The following is a 22,310-nucleotide window of genomic DNA, read 5'->3' on the forward strand; positions in this document are numbered from 1 at the left end:
CCCTTTCCAACGGATGGCGAGACCGCCGGTTCCTGTTGTCGATCAGGGAGCGATCAGAACCAGAATCGCACGCCCATCACGAGGCTGGTGGCCGAAGCCCGCTCTCCATCAGCACGGGCAAAGCGGGCGGTGTCGCCCAGCTTTCGTTCCCAGTTGACGCCGACATAGGGCGCGAATTCGCGGGCGAATTCATAGCGCAGCCGCAGTCCTAGCTCGACATCGGACACGCCCGAGCCGATGCCGAGTTCGGGCACGTCCTGGGCCGCGACGTTGATCTCCGCGGCGGGTTGCAGGATCAGCCGCTGGCTAATGCGCTGGTCATAGCTGCCCTCCAGCCGCAGATGGGCGTCGCCCCTGTTCGACAGGAAGGCCTGGGCCGACACCTCGAACCAATAGGGGGCAAGGCCCTCGATCCCAACCACCGCATAGGTCCGCCGGGGATCGGGGCGGATATCGTGGCGGACGCCTGCTTCCAGGTTGAACCAGGGGTCGATGGCGCGGCTATAGAGCGCCTGCACTTCCGCGCGTTCCAGCGGACCGCCGAACGCGCCCTCCCCCTCCGTCTTGAAGGCGAAGCGGTTGATGTCGCCGCCGATCCAGCCTTCCCCCTCCCAATGATAGCCGTCCGCGCCCTTGCCCATCCGATATTCCAGCCGATCAAGCATGAGCTGGGAAAAGGCCATGCCGCCGCTTTCCTTCAGCATGGCAGCGCGGGCACGTGCCATTTCGGCGGAGTTGTAAAAGGCATCGGCGGCATGATCAGCCGGGACGGAGGGCGCCGTGCCCGCGGGAATGTCGCCATCGGACGCGGGCCCGTCATGACCGGCATGGGCGTCCGCAGCCGGCGCCTGATGGGCCGAATGATCCTCCTGCTCCATCGCGCCATGGTCCATCTGCCCATGATCCATCTGCCCATGATCCATCTGACCGTGGTCCTGTGCCCGGACGGGAAAGGCGGCGGCGGCAAGCAGCAGCGCCGTGGCGGCAAGCAGCGGCTTCATGCTGCTTCCTCCGCATGCCGGACGGTCACGACCCGCATCATCCCTGCGTGCATGTGCATCAACATGTGGCAGTGAAAGGCCCAATCCCCAAGCGCGTCCGCGGTAAGATCGAAACTCACCTTTCCTCCCGGCAGCACATTCACCGTATGCTTGAGCGGATCATGGTCGCCCGCCCCGGTCACCAGCTGGAAGAAATGGCCGTGCAGATGGATCGGGTGCGGCATCATCGTGTCGTTGATGAGGTTGACCCGCACCCGTTCCATGTGACGGAAGGGAATGGGGGCTGCCCCGTCGGACAGTTTCACCCCGTCGAAGGACCACATATAGCGTTCCATGTTCGCGGTCAGGTGGATGTCCAGCGTTCGCGTCGGCAGGCGCGTGTCCGCATGGGGCGTCAGCGATTTCAGATCGGCATAGGTCAGCACCCGATGATCGACGCTCTCCAGCCCGGTAGGACGATCGGCGGTCCGGTCCGCAGGCATGGGCGAGAGCGTCGCGACGCCAGGCCCCATCTTCACCTGCGGCGCCACCGATTTGTCGCGCATCTTCATCGAATGGCCGGCCATGCTCTCATTGGCGGGCTGGCTGAGGTCGATGACGCCGCCCTGCCCCATGTCCATTCCCGACATGTCCATGCCCATGTCCTTCATGCCCAGCAGCGGCCGGTCGCGCAGCGGCGGCACATCCGCCGCAAGGCCCATGCGGGGCGCCAGCGTCGCCCGCACCAGGCCCGAACGGTCTATCGCCTCCGCAACGAGGGCATAGGGTTTCGCTTCCGGGGGCTGCACCACCACGTCATAGGTTTCGGCAATGCCGATCTGTAGCTCGTCGGTTTCGACCGGCTGCACATGCTGGCCGTCGCACTGCACGACCGTCATCGGCAGGCCCGGCAGGCGCAGGTTGAAATTGGTCATCGCCGCCGCATTGATGATGCGAAGCCGCACTCGCTCGCCCGGCGTGAACAGGCCCGTCCAGTTCTCCGCCGTGCCATGGCCGTTCACCAGAAAGCTGTAGGTCGATCCGGTGACGTCGGATATGTCGGTCGGGTCCATGCGCATGGCCCCCCATTCAAGGCGATCCTTGGCGCCCTGGTCCTTTCCGGCGAGCAGTCCCGACAATGTCTGCTTCTGCATGTTGAAATAGCCGCCCGCCTGTTTGAGGCGCTTTAACAGGACATGCGGGTGGATCGGGCTCCAGTCGGACAGGACGATGACATGCTCGCGCGTGAATTCCACCGGGTCGGCCCCGGCCGGATCGATCACGATCGGACCATAGTGACCGACCGCCTCCTGCATGCCGGAATGGCTGTGATACCAATAGGTGCCTGACTGACGGACCGGAAATTCATAGGTGAAGGTCTCGCCGGGGCGAATGCCGGGGAAGCTGACCCCCGGCACTCCGTCCATCTGAAAGGGCACGATCAGGCCGTGCCAGTGGATCGAGGTATCCTCCCGCAGCCGGTTGGTGACCGAGAGCCGGACATTCTGCCCTTCCCGAAGGCGGATGAGGGGAGCAGGCAGCGTGCCGTTGATCAGCACGGCATGGGCCGAACGGCCGCCAACCGAAAAATGCCCCTCCGCCACGGTGAGGGCGATCGTCTCGCCCTGCAACATGCCCGGCGCCGGGGACAGGCCCGCCGTTCCGCTCTGCGCCCAGGCGGGGAAAACCCGGCCCAGGGCGAGCGCGCCGCCCAGGCCCGAGAGGCTGCGGACAAGGGTGCGGCGATCGACGTCGGGAAGAGAGAAGGACATGGAAAGCTCTGCAATAAGGGCGGTTTCCCCCTTATACGCGGTCAGCCGCTCCATCCCTCAACCCTTCGGCCAATTTGTTGCGTGCGCGGTAGAGGCGCGTTTCGACCGCCTTCTCGCTGATGCCCAATATCTGCGCGGCCTCCGCCTGGCTCACCCCCTCTAATGTGCGCAGCACCAGCACATCCTTGAGATTGCCTGGGAGAGACGCGATGGCCGCGTGGATATGCGCCAGTTCCGCTTGCGATCCGACCGCCTCCTCGGGCGTCGGCAGGCCGTCCGCGACGGCGGTCGCTTCCTCGATCGGCCGCGCGAAGGTGAAGAAGCGCCGCACCGCCCTGCGCCGCGCCCAATCACGGCATTTGTTGACGGCAATCCGCGCTATCCACAGCCGAAAGGGTCGCGTGCCGTCATAGCGGGCAAGGGCGGTGAAGGCGGAGATGAACGTCTCCTGCGTGATGTCGAGCGCCTCTGTCGCATCACCGACATGCCCCCGCGCCACCCGGAACACAGCTTCCCGATGGCGGCGCATCAATTCGCCATAGGCGCTTTGCTGCCCGGCGAGCGCCAGCGCGGCCAGTTCCGCATCGCTGCATCGGGCCAGCGAAGCGTTCACCGATCCGGCGGAACCGCGGCTGGCCGGGTCAGCGCATTGACGACAGCGGCATCAAACTGGGCCGCCTGATCCGGTCGCAGCACGGCACGCATGGCGAAGATATGCTTCAGCGTTTCCTTCTGCAGCATTCCCATGACATGGTGCGAGCGATCGACGGCTTCCGCCACCTTCGGGCCATAGCCATGTTCCGCCGCGATCGCCTGCGCCAGTCGCGCATTGTCGGCGCGCATCTCCGCCTCCAACGACGCGCGGCGTTGGGCAAAATCGCTCTCCAACGCGTGAATGCGCTGCTCCTGCGCCGGATCGAGCCTGAGCTTTTCGTGGATCAGGGCGTGGACCTCGCTCTCCACGCGCGGTTCCGGTGCTATCCAGACCCTTGCCACCAGCACCGCCGCCAGCGCCGCTGCAAAGGCGACAAGCGCCACCAGCCCGTAGCGGGCGATTCCCTTCATGACCCTAAGCCCATCATGCCCCGCCCCTCATGTGCCGCCCGCGCATGGCTCACTGCCCCAGCAGGCGCGATGGCGCGTAATCCGACATGCCGATGATCGCGGGCCGTGATGCGGCCTGCGCGGGACTGCCCGGCACCAGGCTGCCCGCCCATCCGATGCCGATCGCGACTATCCCGGCCAGGGCGAGGCTGCGGCGCGCCACCGCCCGTTCGCGGCGCCGGGCGACACCGGCCATCACCGCATCCTCCAGTGCTTCCAGACGGGGGGTGGCGGGGATATGCCGCATGCGGGCGGCCACCTGGCCCAGCAGCTGATCGAGGTCGCTCATCACTTGCACTCCACAGGGCGATTTCCGGCCGGCCGGCCTCATCCGGCAGTTGGGAAAATCTCGATGCACAACAAAATAGTCTCGCCGACAATACGCAGGCCGGGCAAAGACCCCTCATGCAAATTCGCATGCGGCGGCCCGCAATTTCATGAAGGAGGTCGCCGAAACATCAGGCGATCCGTCCTAGAGTTCCCCCCTCGCCCGGCGGATCTCGAACCATTTGCGGACATTCTCATTATGCTCCTGCAGCGTATCCGCGAAGATATGTCCGCCCTTCCCATCCGCGACGAAGTAGAGCGCCTTCGTCTCCGCCGGGTGCAGGACCGCCAGGATGGACAGGCGTCCGGGATTGGCGATCGGTCCCTTGGGCAGGCCGATCATCGCATATGTATTATAATCGTTGACCGCCGCGATTTCCGACTTTCTGATCCGCCGGCCAAGCGGCTTGCCCCTGGTGATCGGATAGATGATCGTCGGATCGGCCTGCAACATCATGCGCGCCTTCAGCCGATTGCCGTATACACCGGCGACGGTCGGCCGCTCCGCGGGCACCGCCGTTTCCTTCTCGACGATGCTGGCCAGGACAATGGCTTCCTTCGGTGTCCTGGCGGCGGTGTTCGGCGCCCTTTCGGCCCACATTTTGGCAAGGGTCCTGCTCATCGCGTCCTGCATCCGCTTCAGAACCACCGCCCGGCTTTCGCCCTTGTCGAAGGCATAGCTGTCAGGCAGCACGCTGCCTTCCGCCGGCACGGATATGTCGCCGGTCAGTTCCTCATTCGCCATCAGCCGTTCGTGCACCAATATGGAGGGCATCCCCTCCGGTATGGTCACGAGCCGGGTCAGCGTCTTGCCGCCGCCCAGGATACGGAAGATGTCGGAGTTGCTGGCACCCTGGGGGATCAGGAATTCCCCGGCCTTGATCGACTTGCCCCGACCGAAGACCTTGGCCCGCGTCAGGAACGCGTCGGCCGAGCGCACCGCGCCCTTCTGTTTCAGGAGAATGGCCGCGTCCGCGATGGTCGCACCTTCGGGCACGACGATGGTGATGTCCTTCGTCGCCGGCCCTGCCTCGGTCCAGCCATAGACAAATCGGAAAGCGATGAAAGCGGCGACGGCCAGGCCGATCAGCACCATGCCAAAGCCAAGCCGCCGCATCCCGGGTGCCTCAGACCGCCTTCATGATGAGCGAGGCATTGGTGCCGCCGAAGCCGAACGAATTGTTCAGCACCGCGCGCACCTTGCGCTCCTTGGCGACATGCGGAACCAGGTCGACGCCCTTGCAGCTTTCGCTCGGCTCGTCGAGGTTCAGCGTCGGCGGGACGATCTGGTCACGGAGCGCCAGGATGCAGAAGATGCTCTCCACCGCGCCCGCGCCGCCCAGCAGGTGGCCGATCGCCGACTTGGTCGAGCTCATCGACATGGTGCCCAGATGTTCGCCGAACAGCCGCTTCACCGCGCCCAGTTCCAGCTCGTCACCCAGCGGGGTCGAGGTGCCGTGTGCGTTTACATAGTCGATGTCGGCAAGGCTGAGGCCCGACTTTTTGAGGGCCATTTCCATCGAGCGATAGCCGCCACTGCCTTCGGGATGGGGCGCCGTGACGTGATAGGCGTCGCCCGACAGGCCATAACCGATCACCTCTGCATAGATTTTCGCGCCGCGCGCCTTGGCCCGCTCATATTCTTCCAGAACGACGACGCCGGCGCCCTCGCCCATGACAAAGCCGTCGCGGTTGACGTCATAGGGCCGCGAGGCCTTTTCCGGCGCGTCGTTGAAGGCGGTCGACAGCGCGCGGGCCTGCGCGAAGCCGGCGATGCCGATCGGGCAGATCGCGCTTTCCGCGCCGCCCGCCAGCATCACGTCGGCATCGTCCATCGCGATCATGCGCGCGGCATCGCCAATGGAATGGGCGCCAGTGGAGCAGGCCGTCACGACGGCATGATTGGGGCCCATCAGGCCATATTTGATCGACACCTGCCCAGAGATCAGGTTGATGAGCCGTCCATGGACGAAGTGCGGGCTGACCCTGCCCGGTCCCTTGTTCGCCAGCACCAGCGATTCGCTTTCGATGCCCGGCAGGCCGCCAATGCCAGAACCGATGGAGCAGCCGGCGCGCAGCCGCTCCTCCTCGCTCATATTGTCAAGGCCGGCGTCGCGCAGCGCCTGGCTGGCGGCGGAAATGCCGAAGACGATGAACGGGTCGACCTGCCGCTGGATCTTGTGATCGACATCAAGGCCGGCGTCATAGCCATATTCATGATCGGCCGGCTTCACCTCACAGGCGATGCGGCACTTATATTCGCTGGCGTCGAAGCGGGTGATCGTCGCCGCGCCGGATTTGGAAGCGATGATATTCTTCCAGGTCGTTTCCACATCCCCGCCAAGCGGGCTGACCATGCCAAGGCCGGTGACGACAACACGACGCATATGCTTGCTCCGAAAATTCTTCTTTGGCTCAACGCCGTTCATCTAGCCATTCAAGACGGTCTTGTGAACGGGGAGCAGATACGAAAAGGCTCCCCAAGACCCGGTTTTGCCGGACAGGAGGAGCCATTTCCTTTTAAAACGCTGCGCCCGCCCGATGTCGGTCAGGCCGCCAGACGTTCTTACTGCTTGCTGTCGATATAATCGATGGCGTCCTTGACGGTGGCGATCTTCTCCGCCGCGTCGTCGGGGATTTCGACGCCGAACTCTTCCTCGAACGCCATCACCAGCTCAACGATGTCCAGGCTGTCAGCGCCCAGATCGTCGATGAAGCTTGCATCCTCGGTCACCTTTTCGGCTTCGACGCCCAGATGCTCGACGACGATTTTCTTTACGCGATCCGCGGTCTCACTCATGAGTGGTCCTTCTTACTGGGTATCGTTGATGGTTCTGAATATTTGTTAAGGCATGCCCTAGAGGCAAGCCCAACGAGAGGCAAGAGGCAAGAAACAATCGGATGGCATCGCCCCACCTGCATTCGACTCGCCGGTCCCGATGGCACAAGGCCGCCATTTTGCAAATGCCGAAAATTTCCGGGCGATGGACATGGGCCCGCGTCTTGCGCTTCCGTGCCCTTCAGATCATCGCCATGCCGCCGTTCACGTGCAGCGTCTGGCCGGTGACATAGCCCGCTTCCTTGCTGGCGAGATAGACGACGGCCGCGCCGATATCCTCGCCCGTGCCCAAATCGCCGGCCGGGATCCTGGCCAGGATCGCGCCCTTCTGCGCATCGTTCAGCGCGTCGGTCATGGCGGATCGGATGAAGCCGGGCGCGACGCAGTTCACGGTGATCCCGCGGCTCGCCAGTTCCTGGCCCAGCGACTTGGACATGCCGATGATGCCCGCCTTGGACGCGGCATAGTTGGCCTGCCCCGGATTGCCGGTGACCCCCACGACCGAGGTGATCGAGATGATGCGGCCGAAACGCGCCTTCATCATCGGCTTGGCGGCGGCGCGGGCCAGACGGAAGGCAGCCTCCAGATTGACGGCGATCACGTCGGACCATTCATCGTCCTTCATGCGCAGGATCAGGTTGTCGCGGGTGATGCCGGCATTGTTGACGAGAATGTCGATCTTGCCGCCCAGCGCCTCCACTGCCTGGCCGACCAGTCCGTCGACCGCCGCGGGATCGCCGAGGTTGCAGACCAGCGTCCGGTGATCGCCGCCCAGTTCCGCGGCAAAGGCCTTCAGCTTCTCCTCATTGCTGCCCGAAAGGGCGAGCGTGGCGCCCTGCGCCGCGAGGGCCCTTGCAATGGCGGAGCCGATGCCCCCCGAAGCGCCAGTCACCAGCGCGGTCATGCCTGTCAGATCGAACATGTCAGTCTCCCTTGAAGTTCGGCGCCCGGCGTTCGAAAAAGGCGTCGATCGCCTCATCATGATCCGCCGTCGCATGGGCCAGCGCCTGCATCGCGCCCGCCATTTCCATGATCTGGTTCAATTCCGCCGTCTGCGCCGCGCGCAGCAGCCGCTTGGTCATCCGCGTCGCATGGGGCGGATTGGCCGCGATCCTGTCGGCGACCTTGCGGGCGGCGGCGAGCAGATCGCCATCCGGCACCACCTCGCTCACCAACCCGATCCGCAGCGCCTCTTCGGCATCGATGGTCTCGCCTGTCAGCGCCAGTTCCGAAGCCTTGGAAAAGCCGATGATGCGCGGCAGCAGCCACGCGCCGCCATCGCCGGAAATTATGCCCAGCTTGACGAAGGACTCGGCGAATCTGGCCGACTGCGCCGCGATCCTGACATCGCACATCAGGGCCAGGTCGCAGCCCGCGCCCATGGCCGGGCCGTTGACCGCCGCGATCACCGGCAGCTCGAGCGCCTGGAACAACAGCGGCAGCCGCTGGATTCCCACCCGGTAATTGCGCCGCGTCTGCGCCGGCAGTGATGCGCGCAGGCCGCCGGCGTCGGGGCGCATCGCATTGAGGTCCCCGCCTGAGGAAAAGGCGCTTCCCGCGCCTGTCAGGATCGCCACATGCACCGACAGGTCGCGCTCCGCCTCCTCGAACAAGGCGCAAAGGGCATCGACCATCGCCGGATCGGAGATCGGATTGCGCCGATCGGGCATGTTCAGCGTGACCGTCAGCACGGCCCCGTCGCGGCTGGTCAGGATGGGAGCGGCGTTCGCATCGCTTCCCTTGTCGTTGCTCACAATGCCCCCAATGCCGCCTCTACATCGTCCATCGTCACGATGCTGCGGACCGTGGCGTCGGGCGCTATCCGCTTGACCATCGGACCCAGCACCTTGCCGCCCAGCTCGACGAATTCGGTGACGCCCGCATCCCACATGGCGGCGACGGATTCGCGCCAGCGCACGCGGCCCGTCACCTGCTCGACGAGGCGCAGCTTGATTTCCTCCGGATCGGCGATCGCGCTTGCGAGCACATTGGCATAGACCGGCAGCAGCGGCGTGTTGATCGGGGCATTGCCCAGCGCCTGCGCCATCACATCGGCGGCCGGCTGCATCAGCGGGCAGTGGAAGGGCGCTGACACGGGCAGCAGCACGCCGCGCTTGATGCCATGCTCCTTCACCAGGGCGACGGCGCGCTCGATCGCGCCGCGATGGCCGGAAATCACCACCTGCGTCGGATCATTGTCATTGGCGACGGTGCAGACCTCGCCTTCGGCGGCGGCCTCCGCCAGCGCCTGCGCCTTTTCGATGTCGGCGCCCAGCAGCGCCGCCATGGCGCCCTCGCCAACCGGCACAGCGGCCTGCATCGCCTGCCCGCGCAGCTTCAGCAGCCTGGCAGTGGTGCCGATATCGAACGCTTCGGCGGCACAGAGCGCGCTATATTCGCCCAGCGAGTGGCCGGCGACGAAATCGCCCTTTTCGGCCAGGGAGAAACCGCCTTCCTTCTGCATCACCCGCAGTGTCGCCAATGCATTGGCCATGATCGCGGGCTGCGCATTTTCCGTGAGCGTCAGGTCGCTTTCCGGACCTTCCGTCATGATGCGGAACAAATGCTGCGACAGAGCGTCGTCGACCTCCTGAAACAGCTCCTTCGCGGCCGGGCTCGCGTCTGCCAGCGCCTTGCCCATGCCGACCGACTGACTGCCCTGCCCCGGAAAAAGAAATGCCCTCATCATCCACCTTCTACATGCGCGCGCCTGCAAAAGCGCAATTTTTCAAAGTCGTTACACTTTGAGACACAAACACCGTTGAGGCACCCGGCCCAATTCGGCAGTTCTATTTGGTGGACCGCCTTTAACGATGACGGAGTTTAAGGAAAAGGTGCGATATCGCATTGCATGGATCGCGGGAACCGCGCTGGTCCTGTCGGGCTGCGCGGCCGGTCCCGGCTATCGCGCCCCCGCTCCCGCGTCGCTTGGCGTGCCGGCCACCTATATGGAGGGCGCCGCCGCTCCGGTCGACGAGGCGGAGCTTGCCACCTGGTGGAGGCGCCTCGACGATCCGGCGCTCAGTGCCCTTATCGACCAGGCGATCGCCGGCAATCTGGATATCGTGCAGGCGCAGGCGCGCCTTCGCCAGGCGCGGGAGTCGTTGCGGCAGGCGCGCGCCGCCTTCCTGCCGCAGGTGAACGGTTCGGCCAGCGGCGGACGCAATTACAGCAGCCGTGACGCGGGCGGGCGGCTGGACCCCAGCGGCAATCCCATCGGCGGCGGCGGGTCAAACTGGTCGAGCAGCTATTCGGTCAGCGCCAGTGCAAGCTGGCAGGTCGACCTGTTCGGCGAGCTTTCCCGGTCGGCCGAAGCGGCGCGGGCCGATCTGGCCGCCTCCGGCTACGACCTCGCCAATGTGCGGGCGACGATCATTTCCGAACTCGTCACCAACTATGTGCAGGCGCGCCTGGCGCAGGCGCAGTTGCGCGTCGCGCGCGAGACGCAGGCGATCCAGCGCGACAATTACGACATCGCCAACTGGCGGCTCCAGGCAGGCCTCGTCTCCTCGCTCGACGCGGAGCAGGCGCGGGCGCAACTGGCGCAGACCAACGCGACCGTGCCCCAGCTTGAGGCCAGCCTCCGGGGCAGCCTCAACCGCATTGCCGTGCTCACGGGCCAGGCTCCTGGCGAGGCGACCCGGAGCCTTGAAACCCCTGCCCCGATCCCCGCTGCCTCCACGCAGATCACAACCGGCATTCCAGCGGACACGCTGCGCCAGCGCCCCGACGTGCGTTCCGCCGAGCGGGCGCTGGCAGCCGCGACCGCGCGCATCGGCGTGGCGCAGGCGCGGCTTTACCCTTCGCTGGGGTTGAGCGGCAATATCGGCACCACTTCGAACAGTTTCAAAGACCTGTTCAGCCTCATCACCGGCGGCGTCTTCGCCAATGTGGCGCAGGTCATCTTCGATGGCGGCCGCCTGGCGTCGCAGGTGCGTTCGCAGCGGGCCGCCACCGACGCTGCCTTCGCCGCCTACAAGCAGACGGTGCTGACCGCGCTGGAGGATGTGGAGAATGCCATGGCATCGCTGTCGAGCGCCCGCGCCCGCAAGGCGGAGTTCGCGACCGCCTATGAAGCGTCGAACAACGCGGCGATCCTGGCGCGCAGCCAGTATCAGGCGGGCCTGATCGACTTCCAGACGCTGTCCCAGAGCGAGAACAGCCTTTTGAACGCGCGCAACAGCCTTGCCAGCGCGCAATCCGACGAGGTCCTTGGCCTTGCCCAGCTCTACAATGCGCTGGGCGGCGGCTGGCAGAACATGGAAAATCGCCCCAATGAGTAACGATGTGACCAGCGATCAGGACCTCAACGACTTTCTGGGGGCGCGGCCTCAGAAGCCGTGGCGCAAATGGGCGGTGCGCGGCGCCGTCGGCGTCGCCCTGCTGATCCTCGTCCTGCTGCTTGCGCGATGCTTTTCGGGGGACGACAAGCCGAGCTATGCGACGCGCGAGGTGCGGAAGGGCGACCTTACCGTCTCCGTTTCCGCAACCGGCAATCTGAAGCCCATCAACCAGGTCGATGTCGGTTCCGAACAATCGGGCAAGATCACGGCGGTCTATGTCGATGTGAACGATCGCGTGACCAAGGGACAGAAGCTGGCCGAACTTGACACCCGGCGGCTGGTCGACGCGATCAACCAGAACCGCGCGCAGCTTTCTTCCTCGCAGGCCAGCGTGGCGCAGGCGGAAGCGCAGGCGGCGCTGGCCAAGGCGACGCTGGACCGCCAGCTCAACGTCTTCAGGCTCTCGGGCGGACGCGTTCCCGCCAAGACGGAACTGGACGCCGCCCGCGCGGACTACAGTTCCGCGCTCGCCAATCTGCGCTCGGCGCAGGCGCAGGTGCACGTTTCGCAGGCCCAGCTTTCCACGGCCCAGACCAATCTTTCCATCGCGCAGATCGTATCGCCGGTGACCGGCGTCGTGCTGTCCCGCGATATAGAGCCGGGCCAGACCGTCGCCGCCTCGCTCAACGCGCCGGTGCTCTTCACCATTGCGGAAGACCTGACACAGATGGAGGTCGAGGTTTCGGTGGACGAGGCGGATGTCGGACAGGTGAAGGATGGCCAGAGCGCCAATTTCTCCGTCGACGCCTTCCCCGGCCGCACCTTTCCGGCAAGGGTGACGCGGGTCAATGTCGGCTCCAACAGCGCCAGCAGCAGTTCGTCCTCCTCGTCGGGCAGCAGCACGGCCAGCAGCACGGCGGGAGCGGTGGTGGCCTATACGGCTGTGCTGTCAGTGGACAACAAGGACGAGATATTGCGCCCCGGCATGACCGCGACCGCCGACATCGTGACGCAGGAACTGCATGACGTGCTGCTCGTCCCCAACAGCGCGCTCCGCTTCAAGCCCAGCGCGGGCAAGAATGACGGCGGCATCACCAGCCAGATCATCCCCGGTCCCCGCCGTTTCCGCCGGGGCGGGGCGAGCCGGCAGGTCAGCTTCGGAATGGGCAGCAGCCAGACCGTCTACGTCATCGGCGAGGACGGCAACCCCAAGGCGGTGCAGGTGACCGTCGGTGCGAGCGATGGCGCGCGTACCGTCATCACCGGCGGCGACCTCAAGCCCGGCATGCGCGTCATCACGGGCCAGCTTGCCAGCGGCCAGCAAGCCCCCGCCGAGGATCAGGCCAATGGCGGCCCGCAGGGTGGATCGCAGGCCGGGGGGCCGCGTGACCGCAACCGCAGGTCAGACGGTGGCACGTCCACCGACGGCAGCCCCGCCACCGTCAGCAAGCTCGGCAATTCGGGCGACGGGAAGCCGGAAACCGCCCCCGTCGCTCCGGCTGCGCCCCAGGGCCCGACCCGCGAACCGCGTGGCTCCGGCCGCCAGAGCGGAACCTGACGCCCATGGCGACAGACCCCATCATCTCCCTTCGCGGTGTAACCAAGATCTACGGATCCGGCCCCACGGCGTTTCAGGCGCTGAAGGGCATCGACCTCGACATCACGCAGGGCGATTTCGTGGCGGTCATGGGGCCGTCCGGTTCCGGCAAGTCGACGACGATGAACATATTGGGCTGCCTCGACGTGCCTTCCGGCGGATCGTTCCTGTTCAAGGGCCGCCATGTCGAAACGCTGGACCGCGATCAACGCGCGCTGCTGCGCCGCCGTTATCTCGGCTTCGTGTTCCAGGGGTTCAACCTTCTTTCCCGCACCACCGCGCTGGAGAATGTAGAGCTGCCGCTGCTCTATCGCGGCGAGGACAAGAAGACCCGTTATGAAGCGGGCATGGCCGCGCTGGACAAGGTAGGCCTCAAGGACTGGTGGGACCACACGCCCGCCGAACTGTCCGGCGGCCAGCAGCAGCGCGTCGCCATTGCCCGCGCCATCGTGACCCAGCCCGACGTGCTGCTGGCCGACGAACCGACCGGCAATCTGGATTCCGAACGATCGGTAGAGATCATGGAACTGCTGACCGATCTCAACCGCAATGGCGGCATCACCGTGCTGATGGTCACGCATGAACCGGACATGGCCGCCTTTGCGCGGACCATCGTCCATTTCAAGGACGGGCTGGTGGAACGCGTCGAGCAGGGGGTCACGGCGTGACCGGCTTCGCTCTATCTGTCATTCCCGCAAGGGTGACGAAACTGCGCAAGGGCGCGCGCTGAAAATGCTGGGCACCACCGTCATCCTCGCCTTCCGCGCGATCAACCGGCACAAGCTGCGCAGCTTCCTCACCACGCTGGGCATCATCATCGGGGTGGCGGCGGTCGTCACCATGGTGACGCTGGGCAATGGCGCGACCGCCGCCGTACGCGAGCAGATCAGTTCGCTGGGCGCCAATGTGCTGCAGCTTCGCCCGGGACAGGGTTTCGGCCGGGGCGGCGGCGGCCCGCGCCCGCCCGACTTCAAGCCGGCCGACCTCACCGCCATCGAAAATCAGCTGACGGGCGTCCGCGCGGTCGCGCCGATGGTGCAGTCGAGCGGCACGGCAATCTATGAAGGCAGCAACTGGTCCACCACCGTCTATGGCACCACCGCCGCCTATTTCGAGGTGCAAAGCTGGAAGGCCGATACGGGCCGCCTCTTCATGCCGGAGGAGGAAGAGGCGGGAAAGCCCGTCTGCATCATCGGCAACACGGTGCGCACCAACCTGTTCCAGGGCAATGATCCCGTCGGCAAGCGCATGCGGATCAAGGGCGTTTCCTGCCAGGTGATCGGCGCGCTCGCCACGCGTGGCCAGGGCGGCTTCGGTGATCAGGACGACGTCGTCGTCATGCCGATCAAGTTCGTCCAGCGCCGTTTCACCGGCGACCGCGACATCAGCCAGATCATGGTCGCCGTGGACGACGCCTATGACACCAGTGTCGTCCAGACGAGCCTGGAGGAGCTCATGCGCGAGCGGCGCAAGATCAAGCCAGGGGCGGAGGACAATTTCAACGTCTTCGATACCAAGCAGATCAGCGACACGCTGACCGGCACCACCACCATATTGACGCAGATCGTGGCGGCGGTGGCGGCGATTTCCCTGCTGGTCGGCGGCATCGGCATCATGAACATCATGCTGGTGTCCGTCACCGAACGTACCCGCGAGATCGGCATCCGCCTTGCCATCGGCGCGGTCGCGCGCGAAGTGCTGATGCAGTTTCTGGTGGAGGCGATCGTGCTGTCCTGCCTGGGCGGGTTGATCGGCCTGTTCCTTGCGCTTGTCGCCTCCGTCGCCATAGCACCGCTGATGCAGGTGCCCTTCATCTTCGACGTGAAGGTGAATGCGATCGCCTTCCTCTTTTCTGCGGCAATCGGGGTTGTATTCGGCTATTTCCCGGCGCGCCGTGCCGCCGCGCTCAATCCCATAGACGCGCTGCGCCATGAATAGGTCGAGGCCAACAGAATAATCCTGAACGGAAGTTCAGCCCCATTCCCTTTCTGTTACAATTTCCGACACTCCTTGCTGGTCGATGGCACAAGCGTGCGACAAATAAATCCTACTTCTGCTTCAACGCCGGGACAGCCGGCGGCAAGATAGAAGAAGGAGCAAGTCCATGTTCAGGAAGTTTCTGGCGGCCCTGACCGCCATCACCATGATCGCGAGCCCCATGGTCGCCAGCCAGGCGCAGGCAGCACCCCAGAGAGAAGTGCATCAGGTGGTGAAGCATGGCCCCCACGGCCGCACCGTCACCAGGACCACGGTGGTCCGCAAGGACAATCACCGCCGCTGGGCGAAGGGCCAGCGCTTCGACCGCCGTTATGCGAGCAACTATCGCGTGATCGACAATTATCGCGGCTATCGCCTGCGCACGCCGCCGCGCGGTTATCACTGGGTCCGGTCGGGCAATGACGCCCTTCTGGTCGCGGTCACCAGCGGCATCATCGCCTCGGTCATCACCGGCGCGATCCGCTAGAGCGATTTCCAGGCGATCGGAACCGATCGCCGGTCTCAATGAAGCCGGACCCCGGAGCCATGCTTCGGGGTCCGTCTAAACCCACCCTGTCAGATAATAGACCGCGATCACCATGAACACGGTGAAGGTCTTGATCAGGGTCAAGGCGAAAATGTCCTTATAGGCCTGCCGGTGGGTCAGGCCGGTCACGGCGAGCAAGGTTATGATGGCACCATTATGCGGCAGGCTGTCCATGCCGCCGCTGGCCATCGATGCCACCCTGTGCAGCACCTCGCGCGGGATGCCCGCCGCATCGCCCACCGCGGCGAACTGTTCCGCCATGGCCGCCAGAGCGATGGACAGCCCACCCGAAGCCGAGCCGGTGATCCCGGCGAGCGAGGTCACGGTGATCGCCTCATTGATCAGCGGGTCGGGCACCGCCTTCAACGCTTCCTTCACGATCAGAAAGCCCGGCAGCGCGGCGATCACCGCGCCGAAGCCATATTCGACCGCCGTGTTCATCCCCGCCAGCAGCGCGCCGCCCACCGCTGCCTTTGCCCCATCGGCAAATCGCCGCGCCACCGGTGCGAAGGCGAAGAGCAGGATCGTTGCGATGCCCAGCAGCAATGCGCCCTCCACGGCCCAGAGGGCGGCGACCTGCGCCACCTTAACGGTGACGGGATCGGTCAGGCCGGCCAGCGACACGCTGACATCCGCCCCTGGCACCAGGCGCGGGATCAGCATGGTCAACGTCAGATTGCCCAATCCCACCACCAGCAGCGGCAGAAGGGCAATCAGCGGATGCGCGGCCCTCTCGCCCATGTCCACTGCTTCAGGTTCGTTCACCAGCGTCTCGGGCGCGCCATAGCCCTCCCCCGCCGCGCGCATCGTCCGCCGGCGCCAGCCCAGATAGGCAAGGCCCAGCCCCATGATGCAGGCCGATCCGATCAGCCCCAGCACCGGCGCGGCCCAGGCGGTCGTGCCGAAGAAGCTGGTGGGAATGATGTTCTGGATCTGCGGCGTTCCCGGCATCGCATCCATGGTGAAGGTGATGGCGCCAAGTCCGATGGTCGCGGGCACGAGCCGCTTGGGAATGTCGCCCTGCCGGAACATCTCCGCGGCGAAGGGATAGACGGCGAACACCGCGACAAAGACCGACACGCCGCCATAGGTCAGCAGCGCGGTCACCAGCATGATCGCCGGGATCGCGCGGTCGGCGCCCACCAGCCGGATCACGGCCGTCACGATCACCCGCGAGAAGCCCGAAATCTCGATCAGCTTCCCGAACAATGCGCCCAGCAGGAAAACGGGAAAGTAAAGTTTCAGGAAACTGCCGACCTTGTCCATGAACAGGCCGGAAAAGACCGCGGGTACGGCAGCAGGATCGGTCAGGAACACGGCCAACATCGCCAGCAGCGGCGCCATCACGATGACGCTCATCCCCCGATAGGCCGCGATCATCAGCAAAATCAGCGAAAGCGCCGCGATCCCGACCGCCATCTACATTCCCCCCTTGCCAACCCGCATTCGTTCCTATCGCTCGATCGGGCCACCGCCTCGACGGAACGCCGAAGTGCTTTCTGTTTCTTGCCGACAAGGATAAGGGGAAGTAGACGGCTTCGACAAGCTCAAGGCCAACGGCGTATTTGCCGCATCCTTCTGCGCCAATCCATCCTTGCCTTTCCACCGCATTTCCGTCATAGGCGCCGCTTCGCACGGCTTGGGGTGACTCGCGGCCGCGCGGATGAATGCATTGGACGACAGCCGGAGGGGCGTTCCACATGGGGTGGGCGTCAGCGATCGGCCAACAGATGAGGCAATACCCATGGCTCTTTACGAGCATGTGTTCCTTGCGCGCCAGGATCTGGCACAGGCGCAGGTGGACGCTCTGGCGGAAACCGCCACCAAGATCGTCGAGGAAAATGCTGGCAAGGTGACCAAGGTGGAAACCTGGGGCCTGCGCAGCCTCGCCTACAAGATCGCCAAGAACCGCAAGGCGCATTATGTGATGCTGAACATCGATGCCCCCGCCGGCGTCGTGGCGGAACTGGAGCGCCAGACCCAGATCAACGAAGACATCATCCGCTACATGACCATCAAGGTCGATGAGCTGGAAACCGGCCCGTCGGTCATGATGCGCAAGCAGGAACGCGCCGAGCGCGGTCCGCGCGGCGATCGTGGTGACCGCGGCGATCGTGGCCCGCGCCGCGAGCGCGAAGAAGCCGCCGGCGAATAAGGAGATCTGAATCATGGCACGCCCGTTTTTCCGCCGCCGCAAGAGCTGCCCCTTCGCCGCCAAGGATGCGCCGAAGATCGATTACAAGGACGTCCGTCTGCTGCAGGGCTTCGTGTCCGAGCGCGGCAAGATCGTCCCCAGCCGCATCACCGCGGTTTCCGCCAAGAAGCAGCGTGAGCTGGCCCAGGCCATCAAGCGCGCCCGTCACCTGGGCCTGCTGCCCTACATCGTGAAGTGAGGGAGTAAGACTCATGGAAATCATTCTCCTCGAACGGATCGAGAAGCTGGGCGCCATTGGTGACGTCGTCACCGTGAAGGACGGTTACGCCCGTAACTACCTGCTGCCCAACAAGAAGGCGCTGCGCTCCAACAACGCCAACAAGAAGGTCTTCGAAGCCAACCGCGCGAAGATCGAGGCCGACAACGCCGCCCGCCGCACGGACGCCGAAAAGGCTGCCGAAGGCGTGAACGGCAAGCAGATCGTCCTGATCCGCCAGTCGTCGAACGCCGGCCACCTCTACGGCTCGGTCGCCGTCCGTGACGTCGTCGAAGCGCTGCATGCCGAAGGCATCACCAACGTCACCAAGGCGATGGTCGTGCTGGAACGCCCGATCAAGACGCTGGGCGTGTTCGACGTCAAGGTCGCGCTGCACCCCGAAGTCGCCGTGACCATCACGGTGAACGTCGCCCGCTCGCCCGAAGAAGCCGAACTGCAGTCGCAGGGCGTCGACGTGATGGCCGATCTGTTCGAAAAGGACGAGAGCGGCTTTACCGAAGATTATGATCCGAATGCGGAACCCGGCGAAATCGCCGTGGAAGCCGAAGAAGCGCCGGCCGAAGAAGCCTGAGTTTCCCTTTCCGGACCAAAACAGAGAAGCCGCCCCTCACCGGGCGGCTTTTTTGTTGGGTCGTCGGCATCGACATGGAATAGCGAAAGGGATTTTCGAACGTCGACGGATCGACAGGGCGCATACATGAACCCTATTCTGACAAGGCGGCCGGGGGTGTAGCGGGACAGCCAGCCTTCCCTTCCGGCAGGCAACGAGCAGGACGCCGGGAAGAGGACAGGCATTGCCCGACGGCAAATGAGGACGGGAGCGCAAGCATGAATGCCCGCGCTCCCGAAAGCTGATCCGCGGGAAAATCCCACTCGCCGTTCAAAGGCCGAGCCGACTCCAGAATTCGTCCGGCTTGAACGGAGCCGCGCCTTCGGCTGAACGATTGGCGCGGTTCCAGGAGGAATGCGGGATATGGATCTGCGGGCTGGCGCCGAACGGGCGCTGTCGGCGGGTGCGAATGGCATTCTGGGTCATCGTCTTCTCCTGTCGAGGAGGAACACGAAACCTGGCGTCGTCGCTTCGGTACCGTGCGCTTTAGCCGTTGGTGACGCGGAGCAAGCTGACATCCTTCAAAAGCCGCGGAGCACTGCGCTCGCGATTATCTCTACTTCTATTGTAGATATATGAAAGATAGTTTTGCTTAGGGGCAGTCAGGCGGCAGGTTTCACCGATACCAAGTCCGGCATCCGCCGACGAGTCAGGGCAATATGTTCGAGGATGAGGGTGAAACGCCGATCAGAATGCAACGTTGTAGATGAACCAGCCCACGATCAGCAGGCTCGTCACGACACAAATGCGATCACCAAAAATGTCGATCCGCGACATCATTACCATCCTTCCTTGTTCGAGCGATCTTTGCCGCTTCGTTCACAGAGGATAAACCATCAGCGCGGATAAAGGAACAGGATAAGTGCGGCAAGCTGCGCCATTAGCGCGCCAAAAGGAAAAAACACGGCCTTGAAGGGCCAGAGCCCAACCGGAATGAGGCCGCGCGGCAGGGTTTACGGCAATCAGGCTGATTATGGCGCCTAGCGAAAATCCGCGCCACGATGCTTCAGGAAGGAGCGGGTTGCTTCCTCCGGCCCGCGATAGGCCTCCTGAAACTCCGCGCTCCAATATTTGAGGTCTTCCAGATCGATCCGCGCGCCCGAAACCGCGCAAAGGACGAACTGTCCCGGACGCACGACATCAAAATGCGGCGTGTCGTAATGCAGCACCGCCAATCCCTGAATGTCCGCCATCAGTCGCCCATCAGGATGCGATCGACAAGCTGCTTCACGGTCGGCACGAACCCGTTGGAATAGAAGGGATCCTGCTTGAACTTATAGGCACCATGGCCGGCGAAGAGCAGGTTCTTGTCAAGGTCGCCGCCATGCACCGCCTCCTGCAGCGACTTCTGGATGCAGAAGCTGCGCGGATCGGCCAGGCGGCCGGTCGAGTTGGTCTCGCTATCCATCCAGCTCGAAAAGGCGCACTGGCTGAGGCAGCCCATGCAATCGGTCTGGTCCTTGCGGATTTCTGCCCTTTCGTCCTCGGTGACGAAGACCAGCGTGTTGTCCGGCGTCTTGAGCGCGGAGGTGAAACCACGCCCCACCCATTCGCGAGCGCGCAGCAGGTCGCCACGCGTCACCCAGAAATTCTTGCCCTTCACGCCAGCATCAAGCTGATGCGTATGGTCGCCCGCCTGTTCGGTGCTGAACGGAATCTGCCGTTCGGAACGGGCTTCAAGCTGGCGCAGAAAGGGGTTGCGCACGGCTGAGCTGTAGAAGCCGGTGGGAGAGAAGCGATGGAGCAGCACGTCGCCGGGTTCGAGCTGCATCAGCCTTTCCTTCCACGCCTGCGGGATCGGGCTTTCCTGCGTCAGCAGCGGCCGGGTGCCGAACTGGAAGGCGATCGCGCCCAGTTCCGGATTGTCGATCCAGTCGTTCCAATCCTTGAGCGCCCACACCCCGCCGGCCATCACGATGGGCACATCGTCGGAAATGCCCCCCTCCCGCATGGTGGCGCGCAGGTCGCGGACGCGAGGATAGGGATCCTGTGGCACCTTGGGATCTTCGGCGTTGGACAGGCCGTTATGGCCGCCCGCCAGCCACGGGTCTTCATAGACCACCGCCGCCAGCCATTCCGACGCCTTCGAATAGGCGCGCTTCCAGAGCGCGCGGAAGGCGCGGCCGGAACTGACGATGGGCAGATAGTTGACGCCGTAGGAGGCTGCGATCTCCGACAGCTTGTAGGGCATGCCCGCGCCGCAGGTCACGCCCGCGACCATTCCCTTCGTCTTTTCCAGCACACCGTGGAGGACGCGCTGCGCGCCGCCCATCTCCCACAGCACGTTGATATTGATCGCGCCCTTGCCGCCCGCGATTTCGAAGGCGCGCTTCACCTGTTCGACCGCGCCGTCTATGGCATAGGCGATCAGTTCTTCATGGCGGTCGCGACGGGTGCGGCCGTGATAGATCTGGGGAATGACGTTGCCGAAGCTGTCATAGCTGTCCGCGTTGACGGCCGACACCGTGCCGATGCCGCCGGCGGCCGCCCAGGCGCCGGAACTGGCATGGTTGGAAACGGCCACCCCCTTGCCGCCTTCTACCAAGGGCCAGACTTCCCGGCCGCCGTAAACGATGGGCTTCAACCCCTTGAACAACGCAATCTCCCGCGCAAAAATCCCGTGGCCCCCGACCACATGAACGCCGCCCTATAGCAGCTTTACGGTCAGATGACGAATAGTTGGGCGCGCCCTACCGCAAAATATGGGGGCTGGATAGTGCCTGGCCATAAAGGGCGGCATAGGCATCCACCATCGCTGTTTCGGCGAAATCGCGCCGGGCGCGGTGGCAATTCGCCTCGCCAAGCCGTTGCCGCAGGTCGGCATCGTCGGCGAGCGTGCCGAGCGCGGAGGACAGGGCCGTTTCGTTCGGAACGACGAACGAGCGATTTTCGGGCGCGACCATGGTCGCGACGTCGCCCACATCGGTAGATGCGACCGGGAGGCCCGCCGCCATCGCCTCCACCAGCGAGATCGGAAATTGCTCGCTGTCGGAAGACAAGGCGAAGATGTCGAACAGACCCATGAAGCGCCAGGGTTCCGGCAGGAACCCGGCCATGCAGATGTCGGCCAGGCCATGATTTCTCGCTTCCGCCAATATGGCCTCGCGCTCTGGCCCCTCCCCCACCACAACCAGTTGAAGCCGGTCGCGATGCGGCGCGACGGCGCGGACGAGGCGACGGATATTCTTGACCGGGCGCAGGCCGGCCACCGTCCCCACCAACAGCTTGCCGGCCGTCCGGTCGAGGGCTGGAATGGCGTTCGGCAGGGGCGGCAGGGCATAGCGTGCCGTATCTATGCCGTTGCGGATTAGATGGACCTTGCGAGGCGGCTGACGCCACACATCGCGCGCAATGCCGTCGAGCCGGACGGACGGGACGACCAGCGCATGGGCCCGCTGAAGCGCCAGGCGGCGATAGAGGTTGCGCTGAGGCTTGAGCCCGCCCGCCTCATCCGCGTTGAAGCCGTCCTCATGGTGAACCAGCGGCGGGCCGCCATGGATACGCTGCGCCATCACCGCATCCATCGCGCCCCAATTATAGCTGAGGACAAGGTCATAATCCGCAAGGAAAGCCGCAATGGCCCTGAACCGCGCCATGCTCGGCCTGCCGGCCAGCGGTGGCGCCTCCGGGAAATCGACGGGCGTTGCGGGATCGATGGCGTCGCGCGCGCTCATCAATCGGGGCGCGGCGCTGACGATGCTGTGACGGGCGCGATCACCCCAAAGGTTCATCAGGCGCACGGCGCGCGCCTCCTTGCCGCCAAGGGAGAAGCTGCCGTGGACATGCAGCAACCGGGGCGGGCCGTCGATCTGCCGAGACTGCCGCGCGGAGAAACGCTCCAT

At 64.6% G+C, this 22,310-nt stretch carries 24 protein-coding genes; 8 read left to right on the forward strand and 16 right to left on the reverse strand.

What is annotated here, in order from left to right:
- Window positions 1–53: 53 nt before the first annotated feature.
- The 11 genes from ACN9MX_RS05995 to fabD all read right to left on the reverse strand — a co-directional run bounded on the left by ACN9MX_RS05995 (window position 54) and on the right by fabD (window position 9,708).
- Window positions 54–1,001, reverse strand: a complete 948-nt coding sequence (locus tag ACN9MX_RS05995; RefSeq protein ID WP_426387358.1) for a copper resistance protein B — start codon at window positions 999–1,001, stop codon at window positions 54–56.
- Window positions 998–2,752 carry a copper resistance system multicopper oxidase gene (locus ACN9MX_RS06000; protein WP_426387481.1) on the reverse strand — a complete coding sequence of 585 codons (1,755 nt, stop codon included), beginning with the start codon at window positions 2,750–2,752 and terminating at the stop codon, window positions 998–1,000. The genes ACN9MX_RS05995 and ACN9MX_RS06000 overlap by 4 nt, the downstream gene beginning before the upstream one ends.
- A gap of 31 nt (window positions 2,753–2,783) precedes the next feature.
- Window positions 2,784–3,365: an RNA polymerase sigma factor gene (locus ACN9MX_RS06005; protein WP_426387359.1), complete on the reverse strand. Its 582-nt coding sequence runs from the start codon at window positions 3,363–3,365 to the stop codon at window positions 2,784–2,786.
- Window positions 3,362–3,817 carry a periplasmic heavy metal sensor gene (locus tag ACN9MX_RS06010; RefSeq protein ID WP_363826345.1) on the reverse strand — a complete coding sequence of 152 codons (456 nt, stop codon included), beginning with the start codon at window positions 3,815–3,817 and terminating at the stop codon, window positions 3,362–3,364. Before ACN9MX_RS06010 ends, ACN9MX_RS06005 begins: the two co-directional genes overlap by 4 nt.
- Window positions 3,818–3,866: 49 nt before the next feature.
- Entirely contained in the window at window positions 3,867–4,145 is a 279-nt protein-coding gene (locus ACN9MX_RS06015) for a hypothetical protein (protein ID WP_426387360.1), read from the reverse strand.
- A gap of 183 nt (window positions 4,146–4,328) precedes the next feature.
- Window positions 4,329–5,300, reverse strand: coding sequence for an endolytic transglycosylase MltG (gene mltG / locus ACN9MX_RS06020; protein WP_426387361.1), 972 nt, complete (start codon window positions 5,298–5,300; stop codon window positions 4,329–4,331).
- A 10-nt stretch (window positions 5,301–5,310) separates the two neighbouring features.
- Complete coding sequence (gene fabF / locus ACN9MX_RS06025; RefSeq protein WP_363755006.1) at window positions 5,311–6,570, reverse strand: beta-ketoacyl-ACP synthase II; 1,260 nt, start codon at window positions 6,568–6,570, stop codon at window positions 5,311–5,313.
- A gap of 179 nt (window positions 6,571–6,749) precedes the next feature.
- Window positions 6,750–6,983 carry an acyl carrier protein gene (locus tag ACN9MX_RS06030; protein ID WP_007689016.1) on the reverse strand — a complete coding sequence of 78 codons (234 nt, stop codon included), beginning with the start codon at window positions 6,981–6,983 and terminating at the stop codon, window positions 6,750–6,752.
- Between the two features lie 220 nt (window positions 6,984–7,203).
- Entirely contained in the window at window positions 7,204–7,944 is a 741-nt protein-coding gene (gene fabG / locus ACN9MX_RS06035; RefSeq protein WP_363734508.1) for a 3-oxoacyl-[acyl-carrier-protein] reductase, read from the reverse strand.
- 1 nt (window position 7,945) lies between these two features.
- Window positions 7,946–8,776: a crotonase/enoyl-CoA hydratase family protein gene (locus tag ACN9MX_RS06040; protein WP_363734507.1), complete on the reverse strand. Its 831-nt coding sequence runs from the start codon at window positions 8,774–8,776 to the stop codon at window positions 7,946–7,948.
- Window positions 8,773–9,708 carry an ACP S-malonyltransferase gene (gene fabD, locus ACN9MX_RS06045; protein WP_363735356.1) on the reverse strand — a complete coding sequence of 312 codons (936 nt, stop codon included), beginning with the start codon at window positions 9,706–9,708 and terminating at the stop codon, window positions 8,773–8,775. The genes ACN9MX_RS06040 and fabD overlap by 4 nt, the downstream gene beginning before the upstream one ends.
- A 127-nt stretch (window positions 9,709–9,835) precedes the next feature.
- Here fabD and ACN9MX_RS06050 point away from each other — a divergent pair, with 127 nt between their 5' ends.
- From ACN9MX_RS06050 to ACN9MX_RS06070, 5 genes are all read left to right on the forward strand, one after another.
- On the forward strand, window positions 9,836–11,305 hold the full coding sequence (locus tag ACN9MX_RS06050) for an efflux transporter outer membrane subunit (RefSeq protein ID WP_363734506.1): 1,470 nt from the start codon (window positions 9,836–9,838) through the stop codon (window positions 11,303–11,305).
- A complete protein-coding gene (locus ACN9MX_RS06055; protein WP_426387362.1) occupies window positions 11,298–12,863 on the forward strand; it encodes an efflux RND transporter periplasmic adaptor subunit in 1,566 nt (521 codons plus the stop codon). The genes ACN9MX_RS06050 and ACN9MX_RS06055 overlap by 8 nt, the downstream gene beginning before the upstream one ends.
- A gap of 5 nt (window positions 12,864–12,868) precedes the next feature.
- Complete coding sequence (locus ACN9MX_RS06060) at window positions 12,869–13,570, forward strand: ABC transporter ATP-binding protein (RefSeq protein WP_133652310.1); 702 nt, start codon at window positions 12,869–12,871, stop codon at window positions 13,568–13,570.
- 64 nt (window positions 13,571–13,634) lie between these two features.
- Window positions 13,635–14,840, forward strand: coding sequence for an ABC transporter permease (locus ACN9MX_RS06065; RefSeq protein ID WP_363734504.1), 1,206 nt, complete (start codon window positions 13,635–13,637; stop codon window positions 14,838–14,840).
- A 166-nt stretch (window positions 14,841–15,006) separates the two neighbouring features.
- Window positions 15,007–15,366, forward strand: a complete 360-nt coding sequence (locus tag ACN9MX_RS06070) for an RcnB family protein (RefSeq protein ID WP_426387363.1) — start codon at window positions 15,007–15,009, stop codon at window positions 15,364–15,366.
- A gap of 75 nt (window positions 15,367–15,441) precedes the next feature.
- On the opposite strand, the gene ACN9MX_RS06075 is transcribed toward ACN9MX_RS06070, so the two are convergent.
- Window positions 15,442–16,845 carry a GntP family permease gene (locus ACN9MX_RS06075; protein ID WP_426387364.1) on the reverse strand — a complete coding sequence of 468 codons (1,404 nt, stop codon included), beginning with the start codon at window positions 16,843–16,845 and terminating at the stop codon, window positions 15,442–15,444.
- A gap of 325 nt (window positions 16,846–17,170) precedes the next feature.
- Between ACN9MX_RS06075 and rpsF the strand changes: the two genes are divergently transcribed.
- From rpsF to rplI, 3 genes are read left to right on the forward strand one after another with little or no spacing between them, the layout of a single operon-like run.
- Window positions 17,171–17,581 (forward strand): 30S ribosomal protein S6, encoded by a 411-nt coding sequence (rpsF, locus tag ACN9MX_RS06080; protein WP_363734501.1) that lies wholly within the window; start codon window positions 17,171–17,173, stop codon window positions 17,579–17,581.
- A 13-nt stretch (window positions 17,582–17,594) separates the two neighbouring features.
- The gene (gene rpsR, locus ACN9MX_RS06085; RefSeq protein ID WP_004212076.1) at window positions 17,595–17,819 is read left to right on the forward strand and encodes a 30S ribosomal protein S18; all 225 of its coding nucleotides are present in this window, start codon (window positions 17,595–17,597) and stop codon (window positions 17,817–17,819) included.
- Between the two features lie 13 nt (window positions 17,820–17,832).
- Window positions 17,833–18,429 (forward strand): 50S ribosomal protein L9, encoded by a 597-nt coding sequence (rplI, locus tag ACN9MX_RS06090; RefSeq protein ID WP_133652315.1) that lies wholly within the window; start codon window positions 17,833–17,835, stop codon window positions 18,427–18,429.
- A 309-nt stretch (window positions 18,430–18,738) separates the two neighbouring features.
- On the opposite strand, the gene ACN9MX_RS06095 is transcribed toward rplI, so the two are convergent.
- The 4 genes from ACN9MX_RS06095 to ACN9MX_RS06110 form a co-directional block, all read right to left on the reverse strand.
- Window positions 18,739–18,894, reverse strand: a complete 156-nt coding sequence (locus ACN9MX_RS06095; RefSeq protein WP_166666310.1) for a hypothetical protein — start codon at window positions 18,892–18,894, stop codon at window positions 18,739–18,741.
- 554 nt (window positions 18,895–19,448) lie between these two features.
- Window positions 19,449–19,661, reverse strand: a complete 213-nt coding sequence (locus tag ACN9MX_RS06100) for a DUF2093 domain-containing protein (protein WP_133652316.1) — start codon at window positions 19,659–19,661, stop codon at window positions 19,449–19,451.
- A complete protein-coding gene (locus ACN9MX_RS06105) occupies window positions 19,661–21,064 on the reverse strand; it encodes an NAD(P)H-dependent flavin oxidoreductase (RefSeq protein ID WP_426387483.1) in 1,404 nt (467 codons plus the stop codon). Before ACN9MX_RS06105 ends, ACN9MX_RS06100 begins: the two co-directional genes overlap by 1 nt.
- A 94-nt stretch (window positions 21,065–21,158) precedes the next feature.
- Entirely contained in the window at window positions 21,159–22,310 is a 1,152-nt protein-coding gene (locus tag ACN9MX_RS06110; RefSeq protein ID WP_426387365.1) for a glycosyltransferase family 4 protein, read from the reverse strand.

Origin of the sequence: Sphingobium sp. R-21, from assembly GCF_049913335.1 — a bacterium.
Taxonomy (GTDB): domain Bacteria; phylum Pseudomonadota; class Alphaproteobacteria; order Sphingomonadales; family Sphingomonadaceae; genus Sphingobium.

Excerpts from the sequence above, each read along its gene's own strand:
- ACN9MX_RS05995 (WP_426387358.1), bottom strand. The coding sequence starts at position 1,001 with ATGAAGCCGCTGCTTGCCGCCACGGCGCTGCTGCTTGCCGCCGCCGCC.
- ACN9MX_RS06000 (WP_426387481.1), bottom strand. The coding sequence starts at position 2,752 with ATGTCCTTCTCTCTTCCCGACGTCGATCGCCGCACCCTTGTCCGCAGC.
- ACN9MX_RS06010 (WP_363826345.1), bottom strand. The coding sequence starts at position 3,817 with ATGAAGGGAATCGCCCGCTACGGGCTGGTGGCGCTTGTCGCCTTTGCA.
- ACN9MX_RS06015 (WP_426387360.1), bottom strand. The coding sequence starts at position 4,145 with ATGAGCGACCTCGATCAGCTGCTGGGCCAGGTGGCCGCCCGCATGCGG.
- mltG (WP_426387361.1), bottom strand. The coding sequence starts at position 5,300 with ATGCGGCGGCTTGGCTTTGGCATGGTGCTGATCGGCCTGGCCGTCGCC.
- fabF (WP_363755006.1), bottom strand. The coding sequence starts at position 6,570 with ATGCGTCGTGTTGTCGTCACCGGCCTTGGCATGGTCAGCCCGCTTGGC.
- ACN9MX_RS06030 (WP_007689016.1), bottom strand. The coding sequence starts at position 6,983 with ATGAGTGAGACCGCGGATCGCGTAAAGAAAATCGTCGTCGAGCATCTG.
- fabG (WP_363734508.1), bottom strand. The coding sequence starts at position 7,944 with ATGTTCGATCTGACAGGCATGACCGCGCTGGTGACTGGCGCTTCGGGG.
- fabD (WP_363735356.1), bottom strand. The coding sequence starts at position 9,708 with ATGAGGGCATTTCTTTTTCCGGGGCAGGGCAGTCAGTCGGTCGGCATG.
- ACN9MX_RS06050 (WP_363734506.1), top strand. The coding sequence starts at position 9,836 with ATGACGGAGTTTAAGGAAAAGGTGCGATATCGCATTGCATGGATCGCG.
- ACN9MX_RS06055 (WP_426387362.1), top strand. The coding sequence starts at position 11,298 with ATGAGTAACGATGTGACCAGCGATCAGGACCTCAACGACTTTCTGGGG.
- ACN9MX_RS06060 (WP_133652310.1), top strand. The coding sequence starts at position 12,869 with ATGGCGACAGACCCCATCATCTCCCTTCGCGGTGTAACCAAGATCTAC.
- ACN9MX_RS06065 (WP_363734504.1), top strand. The coding sequence starts at position 13,635 with ATGCTGGGCACCACCGTCATCCTCGCCTTCCGCGCGATCAACCGGCAC.
- ACN9MX_RS06070 (WP_426387363.1), top strand. The coding sequence starts at position 15,007 with ATGTTCAGGAAGTTTCTGGCGGCCCTGACCGCCATCACCATGATCGCG.
- ACN9MX_RS06075 (WP_426387364.1), bottom strand. The coding sequence starts at position 16,845 with ATGGCGGTCGGGATCGCGGCGCTTTCGCTGATTTTGCTGATGATCGCG.
- rpsF (WP_363734501.1), top strand. The coding sequence starts at position 17,171 with ATGGCTCTTTACGAGCATGTGTTCCTTGCGCGCCAGGATCTGGCACAG.
- rpsR (WP_004212076.1), top strand. The coding sequence starts at position 17,595 with ATGGCACGCCCGTTTTTCCGCCGCCGCAAGAGCTGCCCCTTCGCCGCC.
- rplI (WP_133652315.1), top strand. The coding sequence starts at position 17,833 with ATGGAAATCATTCTCCTCGAACGGATCGAGAAGCTGGGCGCCATTGGT.
- ACN9MX_RS06095 (WP_166666310.1), bottom strand. The coding sequence starts at position 18,894 with ATGACCCAGAATGCCATTCGCACCCGCCGACAGCGCCCGTTCGGCGCC.
- ACN9MX_RS06100 (WP_133652316.1), bottom strand. The coding sequence starts at position 19,661 with ATGGCGGACATTCAGGGATTGGCGGTGCTGCATTACGACACGCCGCAT.
- ACN9MX_RS06110 (WP_426387365.1), bottom strand. The coding sequence starts at position 22,310 with ATGGAGCGTTTCTCCGCGCGGCAGTCTCGGCAGATCGACGGCCCGCCC.